Origin of the sequence: Pseudomonas borbori, assembly GCF_900115555.1 — a bacterium.
Classification (GTDB): Bacteria; Pseudomonadota; Gammaproteobacteria; order Pseudomonadales; family Pseudomonadaceae; genus Aquipseudomonas; species Aquipseudomonas borbori.
This window is the reverse complement of record NZ_FOWX01000018.1, coordinates 65,366-90,464: the sequence shown is the minus strand read 5'-3', so window position 1 is coordinate 90,464 and position 25,099 is coordinate 65,366. Positions and strand designations below refer to the sequence as shown.

22 protein-coding genes are annotated in these 25,099 nt (G+C 66.4%); 14 read left to right on the top strand and 8 right to left on the bottom strand.

Features of this window, described 5'->3' with window-relative positions; genetic code table 11:
• Positions 1-41 precede the first annotated feature (41 nt).
• From BM315_RS14595 to BM315_RS14585, 3 genes are read left to right on the top strand one after another with little or no spacing between them, the layout of a single operon-like run.
• Positions 42-1,667: a SagB/ThcOx family dehydrogenase gene (locus tag BM315_RS14595; RefSeq protein ID WP_090502219.1), complete on the top strand. Its 1,626-nt coding sequence runs from the start codon at positions 42-44 to the stop codon at positions 1,665-1,667.
• Positions 1,664-2,533 (top strand): acyl-CoA thioesterase II, encoded by an 870-nt coding sequence (tesB, locus tag BM315_RS14590; RefSeq protein ID WP_090502217.1) that lies wholly within the window; start codon positions 1,664-1,666, stop codon positions 2,531-2,533. Before BM315_RS14595 ends, tesB begins: the two co-directional genes overlap by 4 nt.
• The gene (locus tag BM315_RS14585; protein ID WP_090502215.1) at positions 2,530-3,117 is read left to right on the top strand and encodes an HAD family hydrolase; all 588 of its coding nucleotides are present in this window, start codon (positions 2,530-2,532) and stop codon (positions 3,115-3,117) included. Before tesB ends, BM315_RS14585 begins: the two co-directional genes overlap by 4 nt.
• 126 nt (positions 3,118-3,243) lie before the next feature.
• Here BM315_RS14585 and cueR read toward each other — a convergent pair whose 3' ends face one another.
• Positions 3,244-3,648, bottom strand: coding sequence for a Cu(I)-responsive transcriptional regulator (gene cueR / locus BM315_RS14580; RefSeq protein ID WP_090502213.1), 405 nt, complete (start codon positions 3,646-3,648; stop codon positions 3,244-3,246).
• A 120-nt stretch (positions 3,649-3,768) separates the two neighbouring features.
• Entirely contained in the window at positions 3,769-6,156 is a 2,388-nt protein-coding gene (locus BM315_RS14575) for a heavy metal translocating P-type ATPase (protein WP_090502211.1), read from the bottom strand.
• 166 nt (positions 6,157-6,322) lie between these two features.
• Here BM315_RS14575 and BM315_RS14570 point away from each other — a divergent pair, with 166 nt between their 5' ends.
• The 3 genes from BM315_RS14570 (at position 6,323) to BM315_RS14560 (ending at position 9,361) form a co-directional block, all read left to right on the top strand.
• Positions 6,323-6,520: a heavy-metal-associated domain-containing protein gene (locus BM315_RS14570; RefSeq protein ID WP_090502256.1), complete on the top strand. Its 198-nt coding sequence runs from the start codon at positions 6,323-6,325 to the stop codon at positions 6,518-6,520.
• A gap of 409 nt (positions 6,521-6,929) precedes the next feature.
• Positions 6,930-7,850 (top strand): aldo/keto reductase, encoded by a 921-nt coding sequence (locus BM315_RS14565; RefSeq protein ID WP_090502209.1) that lies wholly within the window; start codon positions 6,930-6,932, stop codon positions 7,848-7,850.
• 209 nt (positions 7,851-8,059) lie between these two features.
• Positions 8,060-9,361, top strand: coding sequence for an NTP/NDP exchange transporter (locus BM315_RS14560; RefSeq protein ID WP_090502207.1), 1,302 nt, complete (start codon positions 8,060-8,062; stop codon positions 9,359-9,361).
• Between the two features lie 180 nt (positions 9,362-9,541).
• Here BM315_RS14560 and BM315_RS14555 read toward each other — a convergent pair whose 3' ends face one another.
• Entirely contained in the window at positions 9,542-10,009 is a 468-nt protein-coding gene (locus tag BM315_RS14555; protein ID WP_090502205.1) for a multidrug/biocide efflux PACE transporter, read from the bottom strand.
• Positions 10,010-10,105: 96 nt separating this feature from the next.
• Here BM315_RS14555 and BM315_RS14550 point away from each other — a divergent pair, with 96 nt between their 5' ends.
• From BM315_RS14550 to BM315_RS14530, 5 genes are all read left to right on the top strand, one after another.
• Complete coding sequence (locus BM315_RS14550) at positions 10,106-10,960, top strand: LysR family transcriptional regulator (protein WP_090502253.1); 855 nt, start codon at positions 10,106-10,108, stop codon at positions 10,958-10,960.
• Positions 10,961-11,065: 105 nt separating this feature from the next.
• Complete coding sequence (locus BM315_RS14545) at positions 11,066-11,731, top strand: TetR/AcrR family transcriptional regulator (RefSeq protein ID WP_090502203.1); 666 nt, start codon at positions 11,066-11,068, stop codon at positions 11,729-11,731.
• Between the two features lie 4 nt (positions 11,732-11,735).
• Positions 11,736-12,320: an IMPACT family protein gene (locus BM315_RS14540; protein ID WP_090502201.1), complete on the top strand. Its 585-nt coding sequence runs from the start codon at positions 11,736-11,738 to the stop codon at positions 12,318-12,320.
• Between the two features lie 205 nt (positions 12,321-12,525).
• Positions 12,526-13,881 (top strand): 8-oxoguanine deaminase, encoded by a 1,356-nt coding sequence (locus tag BM315_RS14535; protein ID WP_090502199.1) that lies wholly within the window; start codon positions 12,526-12,528, stop codon positions 13,879-13,881.
• A 170-nt stretch (positions 13,882-14,051) separates the two neighbouring features.
• The gene (locus BM315_RS14530) at positions 14,052-14,999 is read left to right on the top strand and encodes an adenosine deaminase (protein ID WP_090502197.1); all 948 of its coding nucleotides are present in this window, start codon (positions 14,052-14,054) and stop codon (positions 14,997-14,999) included.
• A 137-nt stretch (positions 15,000-15,136) separates the two neighbouring features.
• Here BM315_RS14530 and BM315_RS14525 read toward each other — a convergent pair whose 3' ends face one another.
• Together BM315_RS14525 and BM315_RS14520 are read right to left on the bottom strand one after the other, a co-directional pair.
• Positions 15,137-15,619, bottom strand: coding sequence for a copper chaperone PCu(A)C (locus BM315_RS14525; RefSeq protein WP_090502193.1), 483 nt, complete (start codon positions 15,617-15,619; stop codon positions 15,137-15,139).
• A gap of 160 nt (positions 15,620-15,779) precedes the next feature.
• Positions 15,780-16,163 carry a DUF2946 domain-containing protein gene (locus tag BM315_RS14520; protein WP_090502191.1) on the bottom strand — a complete coding sequence of 128 codons (384 nt, stop codon included), beginning with the start codon at positions 16,161-16,163 and terminating at the stop codon, positions 15,780-15,782.
• A 176-nt stretch (positions 16,164-16,339) separates the two neighbouring features.
• On the opposite strand from BM315_RS14520, the gene BM315_RS14515 reads away from it, so the two are divergent.
• From BM315_RS14515 to BM315_RS14505, 3 genes are all read left to right on the top strand, one after another.
• Positions 16,340-16,609 (top strand): DUF2790 domain-containing protein, encoded by a 270-nt coding sequence (locus BM315_RS14515; protein ID WP_090502189.1) that lies wholly within the window; start codon positions 16,340-16,342, stop codon positions 16,607-16,609.
• A 260-nt stretch (positions 16,610-16,869) separates the two neighbouring features.
• Positions 16,870-18,702, top strand: a complete 1,833-nt coding sequence (locus BM315_RS14510) for a PAS domain S-box protein (protein ID WP_090502187.1) — start codon at positions 16,870-16,872, stop codon at positions 18,700-18,702.
• Positions 18,703-18,809: 107 nt separating this feature from the next.
• Positions 18,810-18,989 carry a hypothetical protein gene (locus BM315_RS14505; protein WP_090502185.1) on the top strand — a complete coding sequence of 60 codons (180 nt, stop codon included), beginning with the start codon at positions 18,810-18,812 and terminating at the stop codon, positions 18,987-18,989.
• A 227-nt stretch (positions 18,990-19,216) separates the two neighbouring features.
• Here the strand turns inward: BM315_RS14505 and BM315_RS14500 are convergent, their stop codons facing one another.
• The 3 genes from BM315_RS14500 to BM315_RS14490 all read right to left on the bottom strand — a co-directional run bounded on the left by BM315_RS14500 (position 19,217) and on the right by BM315_RS14490 (position 24,831).
• On the bottom strand, positions 19,217-20,407 hold the full coding sequence (locus tag BM315_RS14500; protein WP_090502183.1) for a Bcr/CflA family multidrug efflux MFS transporter: 1,191 nt from the start codon (positions 20,405-20,407) through the stop codon (positions 19,217-19,219).
• A gap of 123 nt (positions 20,408-20,530) precedes the next feature.
• Positions 20,531-23,659, bottom strand: coding sequence for an efflux RND transporter permease subunit (locus tag BM315_RS14495; protein WP_090502181.1), 3,129 nt, complete (start codon positions 23,657-23,659; stop codon positions 20,531-20,533).
• Between the two features lie 11 nt (positions 23,660-23,670).
• Complete coding sequence (locus BM315_RS14490; RefSeq protein WP_090502179.1) at positions 23,671-24,831, bottom strand: efflux RND transporter periplasmic adaptor subunit; 1,161 nt, start codon at positions 24,829-24,831, stop codon at positions 23,671-23,673.
• Between the last annotated feature and the right edge of the window lie 268 nt (positions 24,832-25,099).

The window sequence follows — 25,099 nt, the reverse complement described above, 5'->3', positions numbered from 1 at the left end:
AGTATGGCGGCGCTGCCTGGGCCGACTCAAGTGGGACACCAATGACCGAGCAGGACGCCGTGCGCGCCTATCACCAGCTGAGCAAGCACCAGCCGCAACGCTTCGCCCCCGGACCCGGGCAGCTGGAGTGGGCGACCCAGCCCGCCGCCTTTCGCCGTTACGCCGGTGCGCGCCTGATCGAGTTGTGGCACCGGCCGCTGCAGGAGTCGCCCGACTACGACGCGGTGTTCGCCGCGCCGCTGGGCGCGCCGGCGCCGCTGGATCGGGCCAGCCTGTCGCAGCTGCTGTATGACAGCCTGGCGCTGTCGGCCTGGAAGGAGGCCGGCGGCAGCCGCTGGGCGCTGCGGGTCAATCCGTCGTCGGGCAATCTGCACCCGACCGAGGCCTATCTGCTGCTGCCGGCCGGCAGTCTGCAAGACGAGGCCTTGCTGGCCCATTACACGGCCGACGCCCATGCCCTGGAGGTGCGTGGCGAACTGCCGGCGCCACTGGCCGCCCAGTTGTCCCAGGAGTTGCCGGCGGGCGGCTGCCTGCTGGCGCTGACCAGCATTGCCTGGCGCGAGGCGTGGAAATACGGCGAGCGGGCCTATCGCTACTGCCAGCATGACCTCGGCCATGCCCTGGCTGGCCTGGCCATCGCCGCCAGCGCGCTGGGCTGGCAGGTGCGCCTGCTGCGCGGGGTGGCCGAGGCGCGCCTGGACGGCGTGTTCGGCCTGGATCGCGCGGGCTTTGCCGAGGCCGAGCATGTCGACTGCCTGCTCTGGGTCGGCCCGGCCCAGGCCAGCGAGTTCGCCCTGCAAGACAGCTTGCTGCATGGCCTGGCCGCGCTGGAACTGAGTGGCGCGCCCAATCGCCTGTCGCCTCAGCAGCGCGACTGGCCGGAACTGGCCCGGGTGCAGGCGCTCTGTCGCGCCCCAGCCTTGCCCGCGCAGCCCTGGCTGGCGGAAGCCGGTCGCGTGCAGGCGGACAATCCCGGTCTGGCGCTGCGGCCGATCCTGCATCGCCGGCGCAGCGCGCAAGCCATGGACGGCAAGAGCGGGATTCACGCCGAGCTGCTGTTCGCCTGGCTGCAGCGGCTGATGCCGGCCAACTCGCCGGTGCCTTTCGCCCTGACCGGGGAGGCGGCGCAGGTCGACCTGCTGCTGTTCGTCCACCGTGTGCAGGGCCTGGACCCCGGCCTGTACTGGCTGGCGCGGGTCGACGGGCAGGCGCAACACGGCCTGCGCGAGGATTTTCTCTGGCAGCGGGTGCACGCCGAATTGCCGCTGTACCGCCTGCTCGCCGGCGACGCCCGCGGCCTGGCGGAGTTTCTCTCCTGCGGCCAGGACATCGCCAGCGATGGCTGCGTGGCCCTGGCCATGCTCAGTCGCTTCGACACGGCCCTCGAGGCCGGCGCCTGGCGTTACCCGCGGCTGTACTGGGAGTGCGGGCAGATCGGCCAGTTGCTCTATCTGGAAGCCGAGGCGGCGGGGCTGTCCGCCACCGGGATTGGCTGTTATTTCGACGATTCGGTGCATGAATTGCTCGGGCTTGCCGACAGCCGCTGGCAAAGTCTTTACCATTTCACCCTGGGTCGGGCGGTGTGGGATGAGCGCCTCAGTTCGCTACCGGCCTATTCGGAATTACGTTTGCCGCCCACTGGGGCAGTCATTGGAGAACAAGCATGAGTCAGGTACTGGACGAGTTGGTCGCCCTGTTGAGCCTGGAGGCCATCGAGGAGAACCTCTTTCGAGGCGTCAGTCAGGATCTGGGGTTCCGTCAGTTGTTCGGCGGCCAGGTGCTCGGTCAGTGCGTGTCGGCGGCCAGCCAGACGGTCGAGGCCGACCGTCATGTGCATTCCATGCACGGCTACTTTCTGCGTCCCGGCGACGCGGCGCTGCCGGTGGTCTATCAGGTGGAGCGCATCCGCGACGGCGGTAGCTTCAGCACCCGCCGCGTGGTGGCGGTGCAGAAGGGCAAGCCGATTTTCTTCTGCAGCGCCTCCTTCCAGTACGACGAGGAAGGCTTCCAGCACCAGACCGGGATGCCCGACGTGCCGGGGCCGGAGGGTCTCAAGTCGGAGACCGAGCTGGCCCGACTGATCGCCGACTCGCTGCCCGAGGGTATACGCGAGCGCGCGGTGATCGACAAGCCGATCGAGATCCGCCCGGTGACGGTCGGCAACCCCTTCGCCCCCGAGCCGAGCGAGCCGGTCAAGCATGTGTGGTTCCGCGCCGCCGGTGAGTTGCCGGACGACCCGCAACTGCACAAGTACCTGCTGGCCTACGCCAGCGATTTCAACCTGCTGACCACCTCGATGCTGCCCCATGGCGTGTCGGTCTGGCAGAAGTTCATGCAGGTCGCCAGCCTCGACCATTCGCTGTGGTTCCACGGCAACCTGCGCATGGACGACTGGCTGCTGTACGCCATGGACAGCCCCTGGTCCGGCAATGCCCGTGGCTTCTCCCGCGGCAGCATCTTCAACCGTCAGGGCCAGCTGGTCGCCTCGGTCGCCCAGGAAGGCCTGACCCGGGTGCGTGAGGACTGGAAATGAAGCTAAGCGCAGCGCGCCACTGGGTGTTCGACATGGACGGCACCCTGACCCTGGCGGTGCATGACTTCGAGGCGATCAAGCGGTCGCTGGACATCCCCCTGGAGCACGACATCCTCCACCACCTGGCGGCCTTGCCCGATGAGGTTGCGGCGGCCAAGTACGCCTGGCTGCTGGAGCATGAGCGTGAGCTGGCGCTGAGCGCCAAACCGGCGCCGGGGGCCATCGAGCTGGTGCGCGGGTTGCACGGACGCGGCTGCCGGCTCGGCATCCTCACCCGCAACGCCCACGAGCTGGCGCTGGTGACGCTGCAGGCGATCGGCCTGGGCGACTGCTTCGCCAGCGGCGACATTCTCGGCCGCGACGAGGCGCCGCCCAAGCCGCATCCCGGCGGTTTGCTGCACCTGGCCGAGCGCTGGCAGGTGACGCCGGGCGAACTGGTGATGGTCGGCGACTACCGCTTCGACCTGGAATGCGCCCGCGCCGCGGGCGCCTGGGGCGTGCTGGTCAATCTGCCGGACAACCCCTGGCCGCAGTTGACCGATCACTTCGCGGTGGATTGCGCGGCGCTGCAGCGGGTGATCTAGCCGGATTCCGCGAATTTGCCGGGCAAGCAGAAATGGCCACCCTCAGACATATCAGCATTCCGGTGCGCGCGGCGCACCCTAGGCGGCGGAGCACTTGTCGTAGGCTGCGCCGTGCGCACCACGGATTTACGCGTTTGCGCAGCCGCCGGACGCCAGGTCCTTGAGGATCGGGCAGTCGGGGCGCTCGTCGCCCTGGCAGTGTTGCATCAGCTCCTGCAGGGTGTCGCGCAGGCCGCTGAGTTCGGCGATCTTGTGGTTGAGCTCGGCGATATGTCCGGCGGCCAGGGCCTTGACGTCGGCACTGGCGCGCTGGCGGTCCTGCCACAGCGCCAGCAGTTGGGCCACCTCGGCCAGGGAGAAGCCCAGATCCCGCGCGCGCTTGATAAAGGCCAGGCGATGCAGGTCCTGGGCGCCGTACTGGCGGTAGCCGCTGTCGCTGCGCCCGGCGGCCGGCAGCAGCTCGATCGACTCGTAGTAGCGGATCATCTTGGCGCTGAGGCCGGTTTTCTGCGCGGCTTGGCCGATATTCATGGTTGTCTCCCATTCTGCGTGCTGTCCGTGAAAGCGTGATCGCGGGCATGGCCCGCTCCTACGGGGTTGTCGTGGACTCGCTCGTCGTCGTGTAGGAGCGGTCCATGGCCGCGATTGGGGCTATTCGCGCTCTTTCGGCTTCCAGGTCTTCAGTAGCAGCGCATTGCTCACCACGCTGAGACTGGACAGGGCCATGGCGGCGCCAGCGAGCATCGGGTTGAGCAGGCCGGCCGCGGCCAGGGGGATGCCGACCAGGTTGTAGACGAAGGCCCAGAACAGGTTCTGGCGGATCTTGTTGTAGGTGCGCCGGCTGATGTCCAGCGCCGCCGGCACCAGGCGCGGGTCGCCGCGCATCAGGGTGATGCCGGCGGCATGCATGGCCACATCGGTGCCGCTGCCCATGGCGATGCCGACATCCGCGGCGGCCAGCGCCGGGGCGTCGTTGATGCCGTCGCCGACCATCGCCACCACCCCGGTATTTCTCAGCTCACCGATGATCGTCGCCTTGTCGGCCGGCAGCACCTCGGCGTGCATGGCATCGATGCCCAGGGCGCTGGCCACCGCATGGACGCTGCCGCGGTTGTCGCCGCTGATCAGGTGGCTGCTGATGCCCTGCGCCTTGAGCTGGGCGATGGCCTCGGCGGCTCCGGCCTTGAGCGTATCGCCGAAGGCGAACAGCCCCAGCACCTGCGGCGTCGGTGCCTGTTCGATCAGCCAGGACAGGGTGCGACCCTCGGCTTCCCAGGCCAGGGCCTCGGCGGCCAGGCTCTGGTTGTGCAGCCAGCCCTCTTCGAGCAGGCGTTTGTTGCCCAGGGCCAGTTGCCGCTCGCCGATCTGCCCGGCAATCCCGCGCCCGGCCAGGGCCTGGCTGTCGACCACCTCGGCCAGCGGCAACTGGCGGGCAGTGCATTCGTCCAGCACCGCCTTGGCCAGCGGGTGTTCGCTGCCGCGTTGCAGGGCGCCGGCCAGTTGCAGCAGGGTCGCGGTGTCGCCGTCGAGTGCCGTCATGTGAGCGATCCGCGGCGTGCCCGAGGTCAGGGTGCCGGTCTTGTCGAACGCCACGGCCGTGACCCCATGGGCCACTTCCAGGGCTTCGGCGTCCTTGATCAGAATGCCGTGGCGCGCGGCCACCCCGGTGCCGGCCATGATCGCCGTCGGCGTGGCCAGGCCGAGGGCGCAGGGGCAGGCGATCACCAGTACCGCCACGGCATTCAGCAGCGCGGTTTGCAGCGTGGCGCCGAACAGCAGCCAGCCCAGCAGGGTGGCCAGGGCGAGCAGCAGCACGGTCGGCACGAAGACCTGACTGACCTTGTCCACCAGCTTCTGGATTGGCGCCTTGGCGGCCTGGGCGTCCTCGACCAGGCGGATGATCGTGGCCAGCACGGTTTCCGCCCCCAGGGCGGTGGTCTCGATCAGCAGGCGGCCTTCGCCGTTGATCGCCCCGGCGGTGACCTTATCGCCCGGTTGCTTGGGTTGTGGCAGGCTCTCGCCGCTGATCAAGGCTTCGTCGGCATGGCTCTGGCCTTGCAGCACCTGGCCGTCGACCGGGAAGCGCTCGCCGGGCTTGACCAGCACCTGATCGCCCAGGATCAGGGCGCTCAGCGCCACCCACTGCTCGACGCCATCGCGCAGGCGCAGGGCCTGATCCGGGCGCAGGGCCTGCAAGGCGCGGATGGCGCTGGTGGTCTGCCGTTTGGCGCGGCTTTCCAGGTATTTGCCGAGCAGGATCAGGCTGATGATCACCGCCGAGGCCTCGAAGTACAGGTGCGGCATCGCGTCGCTCGGGGTGATCGCCCATTGATAGAGGCTCAGGCCATAGGCGGCGCTGGTGCCCAGGGCGACCAGTTGATCCATGTTGCCGGCACCGGCGCGCAGGGCCAGCCAGGCGGCGCGGTAGAAGCGCGCACCGAAGACGAACTGCACCGGCGTGGCCAGGGCGAACTGCAGCCAGGCCGGCAGCATCCAGTGCGCGCCGAAGGGTTGCGCCAGCATCGGGATCAGCAGCGGCGCGGTGAGCAGCAGGGCCAGCGTCAGGGCCCGGCGTTCGCGTTGCAAGTGACGCTCGGCGGCCGGCTGGGCGGGCTTTTCGAGATCCACCGGGGTGGCCGTGTAACCGGCCTTGGCGACCGCCTGCAGCAGGCCTTGCACGTCGAGACCCGGGGTGACCTGCAGCAGCGCCTGTTCGGTGGCCAGGTTGACGCTGACCCTGAGCACGCCCGGCAGCTGCGCCAGGGCGCGCTCGACGCGGCCGACGCAACTGGCGCAGGTCATGCCGGCGATGGCCAGTTCCAGGCGTTCGCTGGGCACCTGATAGCCGGCGCCGGCAACGGCGGCGAGCAACTGCTCCAGGCTGTCCGACGGCGCTTCGATGCGCGCCTGTTCGCTGGCCAGGTTGACCGTGGCGCTGGCGACGTTGGGCACTTTGCGCAAGGCGCGCTCGACCCGGCCGGCGCAACTGGCGCAGGTCATGCCATTGATCGGCAGGTCGAAAGTGGTCAGATCGGACATGCAGGAGCCTCCGTTGAGTTCCGCTACAGGATCAACCTTGACCCATGGGTAAGGTCAAGTGCTGTTTTATGCCTTGACCTTACCCATGGGGCAAGCCTGACACTGTGTGCCTCCCGTAAAAAGGGGCCGACATTCAATCAGGAGGTTGCAGATGCAGACGACAAAGATTCACACATTCAGGGTCGAAGGCATGACCTGCGAGCATTGCGTCAAAACGGTTAGAGAAGCCCTGCTGGCGCGCGATCCGGCGGCCGATGTGAAGGTGAAGTTGCAAGGAGGCGAAGTGCGGGTGAGCAGCAGCCTGTCGAGCGACGAACTGATCATCGCGATTGCCGAGGCGGGCTACGGGGTGGGTCTGGCGTAACTATTGCTTCCGTGCATCGCCGCAATGGCCGACTGCAGCAAGGGCAATCCGGGGCAGTCGCTTCGGCCTTGCCCTTTTCCGGGGGGGCATCCGGCCCTGCGAGCAGGGCGGATGAAACAGGCGTCATCCTCAGCGGTTAATTCTGCAGGCCACTAGCAGGCCGTTGAAAAACGTAGGCGAGGCAGCCAGCGCAAGGCAAAAACAGGCGAAAAAGCGGAGTTTACGTGTTGTAAATGAGCATTTTGAGCCTGTTTTTAACGCAGCGATGGCAACGCAGGTAGTTTTTCAACAGCCTGCTAGCCCACCGCGCTCGCGACATACCAGGTAACAACTGGGCGGGCGCAGGTGGCGTGCGTGGCGGTCACACAACTATGCTCGATACCCATGCAGTGCCACCACGGAGGATTTCATGCCTAGCCGTCGTCACTTCATTCAGCGCAGCGCCACCCTGCTCGGCCTCGCAGCCGTGCCCTGGCCGGCGCGTCGTGCCTTCGCCCTGGACCCCGGACAACTGCTGCAGCGGCGCATTCCCGGCAGCGACGAACTTCTGCCGGTGATCGGCCTGGGCACCTCACGCACCTTCCACGTCAGCCTCGACGATGCCAGCCTCGGCCCGCTGGACGAGGTGATGCGCACCTTCATCAACGGCGGCGGCACCCTGATCGACACCGCGCCCAGCTATGGTAACGCCGAGGCGGTCAGCGGCGAGTTGCTCAGGCGCACCAGTACCCGGGATAAGGCGTTTCTCGCCACCAAGGTGTCCGCCAGCGGCCGCGAGCGCGGCATGGCCCAGGTCGAAGCCAGCCTGCGCGCCCTGCAAACCGACCGGCTCGATCTGCTGCAGGTGCACAACCTGCAGGACACCCGCACCCAGCTGGCTTTGCTGCGCGAGCTGAAGGAGCAGGGCAGGGTGCGCTACATCGGCATCACCCATTACCGCGACTCGGCCCACGACGACCTGCTCGCGGTGCTGGCCAAGGAGCCGGTGGACTTCGTCCAGTTCAACTATTCGGTGGCCGAGCGCAACGCCGAGCAGCGCCTGCTGCCTTACTGCGCCGACCGCGGCATCGCCACCCTGATCAACCGGCCGTTCCAGCGCGGCCAGTTGTTCAGCCGGGTCAGGGACAAGCCGCTGCCGGACTGGGCGATCGAGGTCGACGCCACCTCCTGGGCGCAGTTGCTGCTCAAGTTCATCCTCGCCCACCCGGCGGTGACCGTGGTGATCCCGGCCACTTCCAAGGCGCGCTACATGGCCGACAACCTCATGGCCGGCCATGGCCGCCTGCCGGATGCGGCGCTGCGCCAGCGGATCGTGCGGGCGTTCGGCTGACTCGCCTGGAGCGCGGTTTCGCGCCGTGAATCTTCGATGCACCGCACAAGCTCGCGGCTAAAGCCCCTCCCGCGTACGCAGGAAAATGGGGGAGGGGCTTTAGCCGCGAGTTCATCGCTACCACGGCCGAATCCGCTGCTACAAGATGGCGGATCATCTGTAGAGGTGCGGCCTGACTCGTCCATCCGGGCCGCAGAAAGGAAAGATCGATGACTCCAGTCGAACGCCTGGCCACGGCGATCAACGCCAGACCGGCCGAACTGCTCGCCGCGCTGTGCGGCTTCGGCCTGTTTCTCTGCCTGTTCAGCGGCTATTTCATGCTGCGGCCGATCCGCGAGGCGATGGGCATTCGCGGCGGCGTGGAGAACCTGCAATGGCTGTTCAGCGCGACCTTTCTGGTCATGCTCGCCGCCGTGCCGCTGTTCGCCTGGCTCAATTCGCGGGTGCCGCGGGCGCGCTATATCGACTGGGTGTACGGCTTCTTCATCCTCAACCTGCTGGCCTTCGCCGCGCTGTTCCAGCAGGCCGCGGACGATATCTGGGCGGCGCGGGTGTTCTACGTGTGGATCTCGGTCTACAACCTGTTCGTGGTCTCGGTGGCCTGGAGCCTGATGGCCGACGTGTTCGATGCGACCCAGGCCAAGCGCTTGTTCGCCTTTATCGCCGCCGGCGCCAGTTGCGGCGGTTTGGCCGGGCCGGCGCTGGGCGCGCTGCTGGTCGGTGCCATCGGCCAGAGCGGCCTGATCCTCTGCGCCGCCCTGCTGCTTGGCGTGGCGGTGCTGGCCAAGCACTACCTGATGGCCTGGCGCGCCCGCGGCGGCGCCGGCCGGCCCGGCGCACCGCCCAGCGAGCACCCGCGCGAGCCGGTGACGGGCAATCCGTTCAGCGGCATCAGCCGGGTGCTGGCCTCGCCCTACCTGCTGGGCATCAGCGCCTTCGTCATCCTCCTGGCCACCGCCAGCACCTTCCTCTACTTCGAACAGGCACGCCTGGTGGCGCTGACCTTCCCGGAACGCAACCAGCAGATCCGCGTGTTCGGCCTGATCGACTTTAGCGTGCAGGCCCTGTCGCTGCTGGCCCAGCTGTTCGTCACCGGGCGGGTGGCGGAGAAATTCGGCCTGCGCGCGCTGCTGGCCGGGGTGCCGCTGCTGGTCTGCCTGGGCTTTCTCGGTCTGGCCCTGGCGCCGACCTTCGCCATGCTCGCGGCGCTGATGATAGTGCGCCGGGTCGGCGAGTACGCCTTCGTCCGCCCCGGTCGGGAAATGCTCTTCGCCCCGCTCGATGCCCTGACCAAGTACAAGGCCAAGAACTTCATCGACACCCTGGTCTACCGCGGCGGCGACGCCGTCAGCGCCTGGGCCAAGGCCCTGCTCGACATGCTCAGTCAGGGCGTATTGCTCGCCGCCCTGGTCGGCGCCGCCTTGGCCGCCGCGTGGGGTGCGCTGGGCTGGTACCTGGGCGGGCGCCAGGAGCAGAACACGCCACCGGCTGCTACCAAGCTGCATGGCTGAGGCCGCAGCCCTACCCGGATGCAATCCAAGGCAATGACAGCGCGGATGCGGCAGGCTGCCAGCACGATCAGGGTTTCGGGAGCCAGTCGTAACCCTGCAACGGCGGCGCTGGAGAGCATTTTCTCCGAGATGATTTTCTCCGAGGCGCCGGACGCCACCGGCTAACAAGTTCGCGCGGAGTCAGCAGCCCTTGCTACTTGGCCAGCGTCGCGAGCGACGACGGCCATACCAACGCTGCGCCGGTTCGCGCAGGGCGTCATAGGCCCAGTGATAGAGGTAAGTGTAGGGTAGGAAGAACAGCAGCAGCCCGACATCCAGCATGAAGGCGGCAAACAGCCCGATTCCCAGCCACCAGGCAGCAAAGGGCACGCAGAGCACGAGCAAGCCCCCTTCGAACAGCATGGCGTGGGTTATTCGCACCGGCACACTCAGCGCGATCCCCCGGCGCCGTCGCAGACGGTCGAACAGCCGGTTGAACAGCACGTTCCAGGCCAAGGCGATCAAGCAGTTGGCCAGGGTGACGACGCCCATGGTTTGCCAATCAGCCTCCATCAGCCAGGCTAGTAGGGGAGTGCACAGGACAATTGCCAGGATTTCAAAACCCAGGGCCTGGAAGATTCGCTCATTCAGGTTTTTCTCGGCGCTCATGACTGACTTCATTCCTGTTACTGACGAGGCGGTTGTCATCTTCACCGAAGCTCCGGATACTTCAAAGCTAGTTACCATCGACAAAGACGATAGATGATGCCCTCCTCCGAGACCTTGCAGGCTTTCGTCCAGGCCGCGTCCCAAGGCTCCTTCTCAGCGGCGGCACGCCGGCTGGGCAAGAGCCAGTCGACCATCAGTGCGGCAATCGCCAACCTAGAAGCGGATCTGGGCCTGATACTGTTCGATCGCAGCAGCCGCAAACCGAGCCTGACCGAACACGGCCGAGTGCTTCTGCATCGGGCCGAAGCGGTGTTGGCGGCCAATAGCCAGTTAGCCCGCACCGCGCAGGAGCTGGCGCAGGGACTGGAGTCCAGGCTGAGCATAGTGCTGTCGGATACCTATCAGTCCGAGCGCTTCGAGGAGGTACTCGGCGAATTCCAGCAACGTTACCCGGATCTGGAGTTCGAGTGTTTGATCGCCGAGTGCGACGACCTGCTCGCCGTGGTTCAGCAAGGTCGGGCGCACATGGGCTTCGTCGAGTCGCAAGCGCTCTACCCACCCGAAATCAGCGTTGCCGCGGTCGCCGAACCCTCTGAAATGGGACTGTTCGTCTGCAATAGCCACCCACTCGCCGCCCTCGGCCACGTCAGCGAGGAGGCCCTACAAGCGCACCGCCAGCTGCGCCTGGGCACCGTGCTCAACAGCGCCGGTGCCAGCGTGCGCGGGCGCTCCTGGTCAGCCCCGAGTTACCTGATGTTGCTGGAGATGGCCGAACGCGGATTCGGCTGGGCGCCTATCCCCCGCAGCCTGGTGAGCCGCTTCGGCTCCGCCGCGCTGCACGAGCTCAAGGTGCACGGTTGGCCCAGACAGATAGTCGTCGATGCGGTCTGGTGCAGATTCCGCCCGCTGGGCCCGGCCGGCAGCTGGTTCCTGGAGAAGATGCTCGGTTAGCGAGCCGCCAGCGCCAGTGGCTTTATGCAGTCCGCACTTGTCACCCCGGCGACAGTGGGTTATCAGTGCAGGCGTCTGAAAACCTGACCACTGCGGAACCGCCCCATGACCGTCGAAGTCCCCGCGCACAGCGCCCACGCCGCCGGCAAACCGGCCGGGCGCATACGCCAGAAAAACGAAGAAGCGATCCTTGCCGCCGCCGAGGAGGAATTCGCCCGCCACGGCTTCAAGGGCACCAGCATGAACACCATCGCCCAGACCGTCGGCCTGCCCAAGGCCAACCTGCACTACTACTTCAGCAACAAGCTGGGCCTGTACCTGGCGGTGCTGGGCGACATCCTCGAACTCTGGGACAGCACCTTCAACACCCTGAGCGTCGACGACGACCCGGCCGAGGCGCTGGCCCGCTACATCCGTGCCAAGCTGGAGTTCTCGCGGCGCTACCCCAAGGCCTCGCGGATCTTCGCCATGGAGGTGATCAGCGGCGGCGAATGCCTGTCGGAGTTCTTCAACCAGGACTACCAGAGCTGGTTCCGCGGCCGCGCCGCGGTATTCCAGGCCTGGATCGCCGCCGGCAAGATGGACCCGGTCGACCCGATGCACCTGATCTTCCTGCTGTGGGGCAGCACCCAGCATTACGCCGACTTCGCCTCGCAGATCTGCCGGGTCACCGGCCGCACGCGCCTGACCAAGGCGGATTTCGAGGCGGCCGGCGACAACCTGGTGCGCATCATCCTCAAGGGCTGCGGCCTGACTCCGCCGGCCTCCTGAACCCATGCCCTTCACCCTGCTCGGCCCTTGCGAGTACCGCGAGGAGATCCGCAAGAGCCGCTTTCTCGCCCGCGCCGTGCCGGTCGCCAGCGCGGCCGAGGCGCAGGCGTTTATCGCCGCCGCCAGCGACCCCGGCGCCTCGCACAACTGCTGGGCCTGGAAGGTCGGCCAGCAGTACCGTTTCAGCGACGACGGCGAACCGGGCGGCACCGCCGGCCGGCCGATCCTGGCCGCCATCGAGGCTCAGGACTGCGACCAGGTGGCGCTGCTGGTGATCCGCTGGTACGGCGGCATCCAGCTCGGCACCGGCGGCCTGGCCCGCGCCTACGGCGGCAGCGCCAGCAAGTGTTTGCAGGGCGGTCAGCGCACCGAGCTAGTGACCCGCGAGCATTACTGCTGCCATTGCCTTTTCGCCGAACTGCCGCTGCTCAAGGCGCGCCTGGCCGAACTGGACGCCGTGCTGGACAGCGAGACCTTCGATGCCAGCGGCGCCGAACTGCAGCTGGCAGTGCCCGAAGCACGTTTCGCCGAACTGCAGCGGCTGCTGGCGGATATCAGCCGCGGGCGGAGCGAGTTGAAGAAGCGCTAACTCCGTCGCGGCTAAAACGGATCGCCGCCCGGCCCCTCCCACAGAGTCACTGGAACCTCATGGGAGGGGCTTTAGCAGCGACTGCCGTTGCTCCTGACCACCAAGACAGGTATCTTTCGGCCCACGCCATTCGGCGCACCTGGATCAGCAGACAGGGTCAACACTGAGCTGGCTAACCTGAACTCACCCTCAGAGGAGCCTGCTCATGGCAGCTACCCGTATCTGGATCAAGAACCCCCTGGCCGTTTTCACCGGGGGCGAGTTGGACGCCGCCGGCGGCCTGGTCATCGAGGACGGCCGCATCGAGGAACTGCTCGGCGCCGGCCAGCAGCCCTCGCGGCCCTGCGACCAGGTCTTCGACGCCCGCGAGCACGTGCTGCTGCCGGGGCTGATCAACACTCACCACCACTTCTACCAGACCCTGACCCGCGCCTGGGCGCCGGTGGTCAACCAGCCGCTGTTCCCCTGGCTGACCACCCTGTACCCGGTGTGGGCGCGCCTGACGCCGGAGAAACTCGCCCTGGCGAGCAAGGTGGCCCTGGCCGAGCTGCTGCTGTCCGGCTGCAGCACCGCGGCGGATCACCACTACCTGTTCCCCGGCGGCCTGGAGCAGGCCATCGACGTGCAGGTCGAGGCGGTGCGCGAGCTGGGCATGCGCGCCATGCTCACCCGCGGTTCCATGAGCCTGGGCCAGGCCGACGGCGGCCTGCCGCCGCAGCAGACGGTGCAGCAGGGCGAGGTGATCCTGGCCGACAGCCGGCGCCTGATCGAGCAGTACCATGAGCGTGGCGCGGGCGCGCAGATCCAGATCGCCCTGGCGCCCTGTTCGCCGTTCTCGGTGACCCAGGAGATCATGCGCCAGAGTGCCGAGCTGGCCGAGGCGCTGGACGTGCGCCTGCACACCCACCTGGCCGAGACCCTGGACGAAGAAGATTTCTGTCTGCAGCGCTTCGGCCTGCGCACCGTGGACTACCTGGACAGCGTCGGCTGGCTCGGGCCGCGCACCTGGCTGGCCCACGGCATCCACTTCAATCCGGATGAGATCGCCCGCCTCGGCGCCGCCGGCACCGGCATCTGCCACTGCCCCAGCTCGAACATGCGCCTGGCCTCGGGCATCTGCCCGACCCTGGACCTTGCTGCGGCCGGCGCGCCGATCGGCCTGGGCGTGGACGGCTCGGCCTCCAACGACGCCTCCAACCTGATCCTCGAGGCGCGCCAGGCCCTGTACCTGCAACGTCTGCGCTACGGCGCCGAAAAAATCACCCCCGAGCTGGTGCTGGGCTGGGCCACCCAGGGCTCGGCGCGCCTGCTCGGACGCACGGACATCGGCGAGCTGGCGGTCGGCAAGCAGGCGGATCTCGCGCTGTTCAAACTCGACGAACTGCGCTTCTCCGGCAGCCACGACCCGCTCTCGGCCCTGTTGCTGTGCGGCGCCGACCGCGCCGACCGGATGATGATCGGCGGCACCTGGCGGGTGATCGACGGCCAGGTCGAGGGCCTGGATGTGGCCCAACTGATCGCCGATCACCGTCAGGCGGCCAGGGAATTGATTGGCGGATAGGCATTAGCGCAGATAGCAGACCGTAGGATGGGTTGAGCCTGCGATACCCATCGCTTTCCTCGATCTTGATGGGTATCGCTGTGCTCAACCCATCCTACGACTCCGGCGGGTTTCACCCGCCCTACGGGGTTAAACTCATCAGCGACCAAGCCCGATAGCGAGACCCGACCATGTACGACTGGCTCAACGCCCTGCCCAAGGCCGAACTGCACCTGCACCTGGAGGGTTCGCTGGAACCCGAGCTGCTGTTCGCCCTGGCCGAGCGCAACAAAATCAAGCTGCCCTGGAACGACGTCGAGGCACTGCGCGGCGCCTACGCCTTCAACAACCTGCAGGAGTTCCTCGACCTCTATTACCAGGGCGCCGACGTGCTGCGCACCGAGCAGGACTTCTACGACCTGACCTGGGCCTACCTGCTCAAGTGCCAGGCGCAGAACGTCATCCACACCGAACCCTTCTTCGACCCGCAGACCCACACCGACCGCGGCATCCCCTTCGAGGTGGTGCTGCGCGGGATCAGGCAGGCGCTGGTCGATGGCGAGAAGCAGCTGGGCATCAGCCACGGCCTGATCCTCAGCTTCCTGCGTCACCTGTCCGAGGAGCAGGCGTTCGAGACCCTGGAGCAGGCCATGCCGTTTCGCGACGCCTTCATCGCCGTCGGCCTGGACAGCTCGGAGCTGGGTCACCCGCCTAGCAAGTTCCAGCGGGTGTTCGCCAAGGCGCGCAGCGAGGGCCTGCGATGCGTCGCCCACGCCGGCGAGGAAGGCCCGCCCGAGTACATCTGGCAGGCCCTGGACCTGCTCAAGATCGAGCGCATCGACCACGGCGTGCGCGCCATCGAGGACGAGCGGCTGATGCAGCGGATCATCGACGAACAGATCCCGCTGACCGTCTGCCCGCTGTCCAACATCAAGCTGCGGGTGTTCGATGACATGCGCCAGCACAACATCCTGCAGATGCTCGAGCGCGGGGTGAAGGTCACGGTCAACTCGGACGATCCGGCTTACTTCGGTGGTTACGTCAGCGAGAACTTCGCCGCCCTGCACGACAGCTTGGGCATGACCGAGGCGCAGGCCCGGCGCCTGGCGCAGAACAGCCTGGAGGCGCGCCTGGTTTGAGACCCAAAGCGTCGCGGCTAAAGCCCCTCCGACAAAGGTTCCGAGTGCTGTGGGAGGGGCTTTAGCCGCGACATGGCGCAGTAGCCAGAGTGCTGATCCGGGGGGACTGTCCGCTACGCGGCCGAGCCCCCACAGGCTCAGCGCTCGTGATGCTCGGGGCCATGGCCTGCATCGGTCACCGGCGCCTCGCTTTGCACCGCGACCTCCACCTCGATAGCGCCGGCCTTCTCGAAGGTCAGGGTCAGGGGGAAGCGCTCGCCGTCCTTGGCCTGCTGCGGCACGTTGAACAGCATGACGTGGTAGCCCATGGGCTCGAACCTGACCTCGCCACCGGCAGGCACGACAACGTCCTGCACCTGCTGCATCTTCATCACGCCATCGGCGTGCACGTGTTCATGCAGTTCGGCCTTGCCGGCATGTGGGGTCTGTACGCCGAGCAGGCGGTCGGCCTCCTGGCCCTGGTTGTGCACCACGAAGTAGGCGGCGGCGGTCGGCGCCACCGGCGGCATTGCACGCGACCAGGGGTGTTCGATCTGTAACTCGCCCACTGTGTAGTCGTGCGCGCCGGCAAGCAGGCTGGTACCCAGCAGTGCGGCCATGAGCAGGGATTTGTTCAACATGCGGATTCTCCAACTCGTCGGGGTGTGGCGCCCAGCCATCTGCGGCGGCACACGATAACGCATTCGTCGATTGGCCTGCAGCTCGAAGGCTCGGCGCCAACAGGCTGAAACGGCTTGAATGGCCGCGCGGTGCAGCATTCAAGTGTGAGGTTTGCAGGAGTCAGGCAAGCAGCGGCGAGGCGCGGGGATTGGCCGATGGCCACAGGTAGCGGACGGGCCGGCCCAGCAAGGCAGGCAAACTGCCTGGTGTCGCCTGGCGCCGGGACAGCCAGCCCAACAGACCGAAGAGGGCCGCCAAGGTCAAGCCCGGGAAGGTTGAACACAGCGCACAAGCGAAACCGCTGGCTGGGTTGAGCGTGGGCGAAACGGCAAAGTCGGCAGTCGGATCAGGATTGCCCGCGGCCGAGCAGTACAACCCATCGACACCGCTGAGCTGCAAGCCGGCCATCTGGCCATGGCCGATGCTGCAGGCGAACGCAGTGAACAGGACGCAGCAATAGAGCGTCCAGGCGAGCAACGAGCGGTCGGTGCGGGTCAGTTTCATCGGACGATTCTAGGAGGCCACGCCCCGTGGTCGATTAGCGCAGTTTAGACGGGTGCACAATCAGCGGTTGGGAAAATAGTCGCCGTCGTGCGCCGATCAACGGTAGGTCGTGGGCGTAACCTCATGGCGGTTGATCGGTCTATTGAGAGGTGACGCATCCTTACGAGGTCAGCATCATGAAACGTCTCATTCCCCTCACGCTCGCCGCGACCCTTGGCATCGCGGGCACAGCCTGGGCACAATCGTATCCCAGCCAAGAAGCTGAAGAAGTGCAAGCGGTGGACTATCACTACGGCATGTCCCTGGATGTGCAGAAAGTCATCCATATCACCGACAACTCGGACAAGGTCGGCGTGGTACCGGCGACCATCATCTTCCTCGATAGCAACGGCAAGTTGCACAAGGTCAACTACCTGGAACTGGGTCGCTACGACAGCGGTGACTGAACCCGCGATTCCCCCCCTGGCGCCTGGCAGAGCAGTGCAGGCGCCTGTTGCCGGGCTTCATATGGGCTGCCAGCGTTGTCTGGCAGCCATTTCCCCTACAAGCGGCCGGCAGCCGACTAGACTGCAACTACGCTCGGAGCTTGTGAAAGAATCAAGCGACGCAGCAGGCGAGGGTCTTTTCGCACCCTCTCAGGGCATGCCCCGCAGGCTGCGGTGTGCTCCGCGGCCTCTAGCGAACCCGCGAATCATCGGAGGTAAGGATGCGTTCCGATCTGACAGTCCCGTTGCGCCTGGCCGGCGCCTACATCCTGTTCAGCAGCCTGTGGATTTTTGCCAGCGACTCCCTGCTGCTGGCCGTGGTCAACGACAGAGGCCTGATCGACCGGCTGCAAACCGTCAAGGGCATGCTCTTCGTACTGCTCAGCAGCCTGCTGATCTTCTCCCTCAACTACCGTGACCGCCGCGCCCAGCGCGAGCTGCTCGACGCCCTGACGCACAACGCCCGCCTGCTGCAACAAGCCCAGCGCACCGCCGCCCTCGGCATCTGGGAGTATGACGGGCGCCTGCACTGGAGCCCCGAGGCCCTGCAATTGCTCGGCCGCGACCCCGGCAGTGAATGCAGTAACGCCGAACAATTGCTCAGCTGGCTCTACCCCGCCGAGCGACCAGCCCTGCAGCGCGCCTGGCAGGCCCTGCTCGAACAACGCAAGCCGATGGCGATCAGTGCGCGCCTGCATCAACCGCAGCAGCAACAGGCTACCTGGCTGATGCTGCGCGGCGAGGCGGACGCCAACGGCCAGATCCTCGGCACCGTGCAGGACATCAGCAGCCAGAAGCGCGACGAAAACGCCCTGCGCGAAAGCGAGCAGCGCTTCCGCCACCTGTTCGAGCAAACCCCGCGGATCGCCGTGCAGGGTTACGACCGCGAACGCCGGGTGATCTATTGGAACCAGGCCAGCGTCCAGCTCTATGGCTATAGCCTGCAGGAGGCCATGGGCCGGCGCCTGGAAGAGCTGATCATCCCGCCGGCCGCGCGCACCCAGGTGATCAGTGCGATCAATCACTGGCTGCTCGGCGGTCCGGCGATTGCCGCCGCAGAGCTGCCGTTGCAGCGCAAGGACGGCAGTCAGGTGTGGGTCTACTCGACCCATTCGATGCTGCACGACAGCCGCGATCAGCCGGAGCTGTACTGCATCGACATCGATCTCAGCGAACAGAAACAGATCAACCTCGAGCTGCAGGCCAGCGAGGCGCGTTATCGCGAATTGGTCGAGCAGTTGAACGATGTCATCGTGCTGACGGACGCCAGCGGTCACTTGGGTTTTCTCAACCCGGCCTGGGAAAGACTCAGCGGCTATGCCTGTTATGAATGCCTCGGTCGACCACTGACGCAGTTTCTCGACAGCGCCGACGCGGCGCGCTTCATCCAGCAGATCAGTGCCGTCGGCAAGGGCCAGCAAACCGGCGTGCGCGGCGAATTTCGCCTGCTCACCCGCCAGGGTCAACTGCGCTGGGTGGACATTCAACTGAACCGCAGCCCGTCGAACGACATGCTTACCGGCAGCCTGCATGACATCCATGAACGCCATCAGGGCCAGCAACTGCAGCAAGCGCGCAATGCGCTACTCGATGATCTGCTCGCCCGTCGCCCCTTGGCGCAGATTCTCGACAACATCAGCCGGCATTTGCAGGACCTCAACCCGCACATGCAGGTGTCGATCATGCTGCTGGATGCGCAGCAGTGCTTGCATCTGGCCGCCGCGCCGAGCCTGCCCGAGCCTTATCTGCAGGCCATCGACGGCCTGCAGGCGCAGCTCGAGCTCGGTTCGTGTGGCCACGCCGCGTGCAGTGGCGAACTGGTGATCGCCGAAAACCTCGCTACCCACCCCTACTGGCAGGCGTTTCGCACCCAGGCCCTGGACGCCGGCCTGCATGCCTGCTGGTCGCTGCCGTTCAAGGACGACAATGCCCGGGTACTCGGCACCTTCGGCATCTACTACGACCAGCCCAGACGGCCGAGTCAGGCCGATATCGCCATGGTCAGCGAGTTCACTCGCCTGGCCAGCCTGGCCGTGCAACAGCTGCAACAATGATGAACGGCACGCGCGCCGACGACCGCCAGTCGTGCGCATGATCCATGTCAGGAAAAGTCCATTTGCCAGGACTAGACTGGTCTGCCTAACCAGCGGAGGTGTCGCGCATGAACATCAGCATTGAGCCACTGCACAAAGCCGAAGGCGCCTGCTGGCAAGTACGTTTCGCCAGCCATAGCGTGACTTTCCGCAGCGAAGCCGAGGCCCGCCAGTTCGTCGCCACCCTCGAAGCGCGCCTGCAAGCCCCCCATCAATGGCCGAGTCAGGCGCAGCGCGCCGCCAGTTGATCCGTTCGGCGCGAAGCGACAGCCCGGATATGTGTCGCACCCACGAGCCAGGGTCATGACACGGTTCAAATGTCGCAAAGGTGTAGGAGCACGCCTTGCGTGCGAATCGCCGGCATGGCGGAGTGCCGCCCAGCCGCTCCTACAATCCGATGGCTAAGGGCGCATGAGACTCCACGACAAATGATCTGTGACGCGACACTAGGCGACGGGAGTTTTTTCACAACCGCCTACCAACCCGGGTGCCCGCTACGCCGTTCCGCCCAGCGCGTGAGGCGCGAGCAGAGTACGGCCAGCGCCGCGCAAGCGCAGATCACCAGAGCCATCGGCCAGGCACTGCCGTCGTGCAGGGCCGCGACCAGCGCCGCGGCGCCGGCGGCTATGCCGAACTGCAGGCTGCCGAGCAGGGCCGAGGCGCTGCCGGCGTGCGTGCCCTGGCCAGCCATGGCGCAGGCCGAGGCGTTGGGCAGGAGAATGCCGAGGCAGGCGATGCAGCCGAACAGGGGGATCAGCAGCGGCCACAGGTGCGCCGGGCGCGCGGTCGCGATCGCCAGTAACAACAGGCCGCAGGCCAGGTAGAACCACACCGTACGGCGCAACCAGTAGCCCGGCCCATGCCGCGCCACCAGCCAGGCATTGAGTTGCGCCACCAGGATGAAACCCAGGGCATTGCTGCCGAACAGCCAGCCGTAGTGCTCGGCCGGTACGCCGTACAACTCGATGAAGACGAAGGGCGAGCCGGCGATGTAGGCGAACATCCCGGCGACGGCCAGGCCGCCGGTCAGCGCATGACCGAGAAACGGCCAATCGCCGAGCAGCCGCCGGTATTCGCCCAGCGCGCCGCGCAAGGGCGCGTTGGGCGAGTCGGCCGCCAGGGTTTCCGGCAGCCACAGCGCCACACCGAGCCAACTGAGCACGCCGAAGGCGAACAGGCAGGCGAAGATCGACTGCCAGCCGAGCCAGCCCAGGAGCGCGCCACCGGCCAGCGGCGCGAGGATCGGCGCCAGGCCCATGATCAGCATCAGCTGGGAAAATACCTTGGCCGAGGCGATCGGATCGCACAGGTCGCGCACCACGGCGCGATTCACCACCATGCCGGCGCAGCCGCCGAGGGCCTGGACGAAACGCGCGACTATCAGCCATTCCAGGCTCGGTGCCAGGGCGCAGGCCAGCGAGGCCAGACTGAACAGCAGCACCCCGGCGAGCAGCGGCTTGCGCCGGCCGAAACGGTCGGCCAACGGCCCGTAGACCAGTTGCCCCAGCGCCAGGCCGATGAAGTAGGCGGCCAACGACAACTGCACATGCTCGACGTCGGTGGCGAAGACCCGCGCCAGGGTCGGGAAACTCGGCAGGTAGAAGTCGATGGCCAGGGGGCCGAAGGCGCTCAAGGCGCCGAGGATCAGCAGAAGGCGTAGCGGCATGGGACTCCAGATAAGGAAGGGCACGCAGGGGCCGTTGTAGCCCGGATGCAATCCGGGGAAATCCGGCGTCCGCTAAACCGCTCCCGGATTGCATCCGGACTACGCTCTGCACGGCTCCGGGAATCAAACCGGTGTGACGACCTTCTTGCGCCCCTTGCCGAGCTTTTCCGCCCAGGATTCCACCAGCAGGTAGAACATCGGGATCAGGAAAATCGCCAGCACGGTCGCCGCGAGCATGCCGCCGATCACCCCGGTGCCGATCGAATGGCGACTGGCCGAGCCGGCGCCGCTGCTGATGGCCAGCGGCACCACGCCGAGGATGAAGGCCAGCGAGGTCATGATGATCGGGCGGAAGCGCAGGCGCGAGGCTTGCAGGGCCGAGTCGAAGATGCTCATGCCCTGGGCCCGGCAGAGCACGGCGAACTCGACGATGAGGATGGCGTTCTTCGCCGCCAGGCCGATCAGGGTGATCAGACCGACCTGGAAGTAGACATCGTTCTCGATGCCGCGCAACCACACCGCGAGGATCGCGCCGAACACCGCGAAGGGCACCGCGGTGACCACCACCAGCGGCAGGGTCCAGCGCTCGTACTGGGCGGCGAGAATCAGGAACACCATGATCAGGCCGAAGACGAAGGCCGTGCCGCCGGAGCCCTGGGTGGCCATTTCCTGGAACGCGGAGCCGGTCCAGCCGATGCTGTAGTCGCTGCCGAGCACCTCGTCGGCCACCTCCTGCACCGCCGTCAGGGCCTGGCCGGAACTGTAGCCGGGGGCCGGGCCGCCGAGGATCTTCGCCGCCGGATAGACGTTGAAGCGCGCATAGCTGTCCGGGCCGAGGATGCGCTCGACCTTGACCAGGGTCGACAAGGGCACCAGCTCGCCGCCGGCCGAGCGCACATAGACCTGGGACAGGTCTTCCGGCTTGCGCCTGAACTCCGACTCCGATTGCAGGCTGACCTGGAAGGTGCGCCCGTACAGGCTGAAGTCGTTGACGTAGTAGCTGCCGAAGGTCGCCTGCATGGCGGTGAACACGTCGCTGACCGACACGCCGAGGGCGCGGGCCTTGGTGCGGTCGAGGTCGATGTAGTACTGCGGCACGTTGGCGCTGAAGGTGCTCTGCACCCCGGCCAGTTCCGGGCGCTGGCCCGCGGCCTCGAGGAAGTCCGCGACTCTGGCCGCCAATTCCCGGGTGCCGGCGCCGCTGCGGTCCTGGATATAGCCCTCGAAGCCGCCGGTGGTACTCATGCCGGTGATCGGTGGCGGGTTGAAGGTCATCACCAGGCCGTCCTTCTGCTGCGCGCCCATGGCCATGAATTCGCGGGTCAGGTTGCGCGCATCCAGTTCCGCCGTGGTCCGCTCGCTCCAGTCCTTGAGCGGCACGAAGGACACCCCGGCATTGCTGCGGGTACCGAAGGTAAGCACGTCGAAGCCGGCGAAGGTCACCACGTCCTCGACCGCCGGGTGCGCCATCAGCTGCCGGGTCACCTCGCTGGTGAGCTTCTCGGTACGGGTCAGCGAGGCAGCCGGCGGCAGGAAGTAGGCATTGATCACGTAGCCCTGATCTTCGTTGGGCACCAGCGAGCTGGGCACTCGGCCGAACAGCACGGCCAGCAGCGCGATCATCAGGCCGAACAGCAGCAGGCCCACCGCCGAGCGCTTGAGGAAGAAGCGCACGCCGCTGGTGTAGCCGGCGGTCAGCCGGTCGAACAGGCGGTTGAACCAGCGGAACGGCGCGGCCGGCTCGTGATGGCCGGGCTTGAGCAGCAGGGCGCACAACGCCGGGCTCAGGGTCAGCGCGACTATGCCGGAGATCACCACCGACACGGCGATGGTGATGGCGAACTGTTTGTACATCTCCCCGGCCAGGCCGCCGAGGAAGCCCACCGGCACGAACACCGCGCAGAGCACCAGGACGATGGCGACGATCGGCCCGGTGACCTCTTGCATGGCCTTGATGGTCGCCTCGCGCGGGCCGATCTTGTCGCTGTTCATCACCCGTTCGACGTTCTCGATCACCACAATGGCGTCGTCGACCACGATGCCGATGGCCAGCACCATGCCGAACAGGGTCAGCAGATTGATCGAGAAACCGAGCAGGTACATGCCGGCGAAGGTGCCGATCAACGACACCGGAATCGCCAGCAGCGGGATCAGGGTGGCGCGCCAGTTCTGCAGGAACAGGAAGACCACCAGTACCACCAGCACCAGGGCCTCGAAGAAGGTGTGGATCACCTCCTCGATCGACACCCGGACGAACTTGGTGGTGTCGTAGGGAATCTTGTAGGTCATGCCCTCGGGAAAGCGCTGCGACAGGCGCGCCAGGGTACTGCTCACGGCATCGGCGGTGTCCAGGGCATTGGCCCCCGGCTGCAGGTAGATGCCGAAGGCGGCATTCTGCTGGCCGTTGAGCGAGGTCATCAGCGAGTAGTCCTGGGCGCCCAGTTCGATCCGCGCCACATCCTTGAGCAACAGGCTGGCACCGGTCGCGTCGCTGCGCAGAATGACGTTCTCGAACTCCGCCGGATCGGTGAAACGGCCCTGGGTGGTCACCGTGTAGGTGAAATCCTGCTCCTGCTGCAGCGGTTGCTGGCCGAAGCTGCCGGCGGCGAACTGCGAGTTCTGCTCGCGGATCGCGCTGACCACGTCGGTTGGCGTGAGGTTGTACTGCGCCAGCTTGTCCGGGCGCAGCCAGATGCGCATGGAATAGTCCTTGGAGCCGAACTGGCGGGCATCGCCGACGCCGGGCAGGCGCTTGAGCTCGTCGATCACGTTGATCAGCGCGTAGTTGCTGATATACACCGGATCGCGCGAGCCGTCCGGGGAAAACAACGTGACCACCTGGAGGATGTCGGAGGATTTCTTCTCCACCCTCACCCCCTGCCGGCGCACCTCCTCCGGCAACTTGGCCAGGGCGGCCTGGACCCGGTTGTTGACGTCGATGGTGGCCTGGTCCGGGTCGGTGCCGACCTGGAAGTAGATCGACAGGCTCATGGCGTTGCCGCCGGAGTTGGACTGCTGGTAGATCATCCCCTCGACGCCATTGATCGACTGTTCCAGCGGTGCCGCCACGGTTTCGGCGATGACCTGGGCACTGGCGCCGGAGTAAGTGGCGCTGACCGATACCTGCGGCGGCAGGATCTGCGGGTACTGGGCGATCGGCAGCGCACGCATGGCCATCAGGCCGGCGAGAATGATGACGATGGAGATGACCGCGGCGAACACCGGGCGGTCGATAAAGAAGCGTGAGATCACCGGCGCCGCTCCTAGGGTTGCTTGGTCGCTGATGGGCTAACGGGCGCGGCTGCTTCGGCAACTTTCACCGGCGTATCCGGGCGTACCTTGGCCAGCCCTTCGACGATCACCCGGTCGCCGACACCGATGCCCGACTCGACCACCCAGCGACCATCGACCGTGTGCCCGGTACTGATCTGACGCATGCGCGCGATACCGTCCTCGTCCACCACATAGACGAAGGTGCCGCGCGGCCCCTGGGCCACCGCGCGCTCAGGCACGGTAATGGCGTTGGGCAGGCTGATGCCCTTGACCAGCACCCGCACGAACTGCCCGGGCAACAATTCCTGCCCGGGGTTGGGCACCACGGCGCGGGCGCTGATGGTGCCGGTACCCCGGTCGATCAGGCTGTCGGTGAAATCCACGTCGCCCGCCAAGGGGTAACTGTCGCCATTGCCGAACCTGATCTCGACATTCAGCTTGCCGCCTTCCGGCAACAGCATGCGGCCAGCCTGCACGCCCTGGCGCAGACGTTCGGCCTCGGTGTCCGGGTAGGCGAAGTTGACGTAGATCGGATCGAGCTGGGTGATATGGGTCAGCAGGCTGGCGTTCGGGTCGCCGGCCACCATCAGGCTGCCTTCGGACACGGTTTCCTTGCTGGTCATGCCGGAAATCGGCGCCGTCACCGTGCAGTAGTCGAGGTCGATCTGCCTGGACTGCACGTCGGCCTCGGCGGCCTGGATATTGGCCTTGCTCTGCTCGAAATTGGAGATCGCGTTATCCAGCTCGCTCTCGCTGGCGAAGCCCTTCTTCTGCAGCTCGCGGATGCGTTTGAGGTCGCGTTCGGTCTGCCGGTAGCGTGCCTGCTCCTGGGCCAGCGCGCCCTTGGCACGGGCCAGGGCGGCCTGATAGGTGCGCGAGTCGATGTGGAACATCACCTGACCTTTGCTGACCCGGCTGCCTTCCAGGTAGGTGCGCTCCCGCAGGATGCCACTGACCTGGGCACGCACCTGCACCTCGCGAAAACCCGCGGTGCGTCCGGAATACTCGAATACCAGCGGCAGCGCTGCCGCGCTGGCGGTCTCCACCAGCACTTCGGGTACGGGGCGCGCATCGGCGGCCTGCAGCACCGGCGTCAGTGCGGCATAGGCCAGAAGCCCCAGGACGAGAGGGAGGTGACGGACAAAAAACATAGGATTCTCCGGAACAACGGCATGCGCGCAGCATTGGGAGCTTGTGAAAAAACTCTCGCCTACTGCGACCGCCTCCAAACGTCCGCTGCGGCGTTGCGCTACGTGAAAAGCAGGGTCATTTAGCTCACTAAACTCCCCTACTTTTCACGTAGCGCGCCTTGCCGCGAACGCCTGGAGACGGTCTCGCTACGGTGCTCGATATTTTCACAACCTCTGAGGCGACGATGCTAGTTACATCCAACACTGTTTGTAAATAGAACCTTGCGGT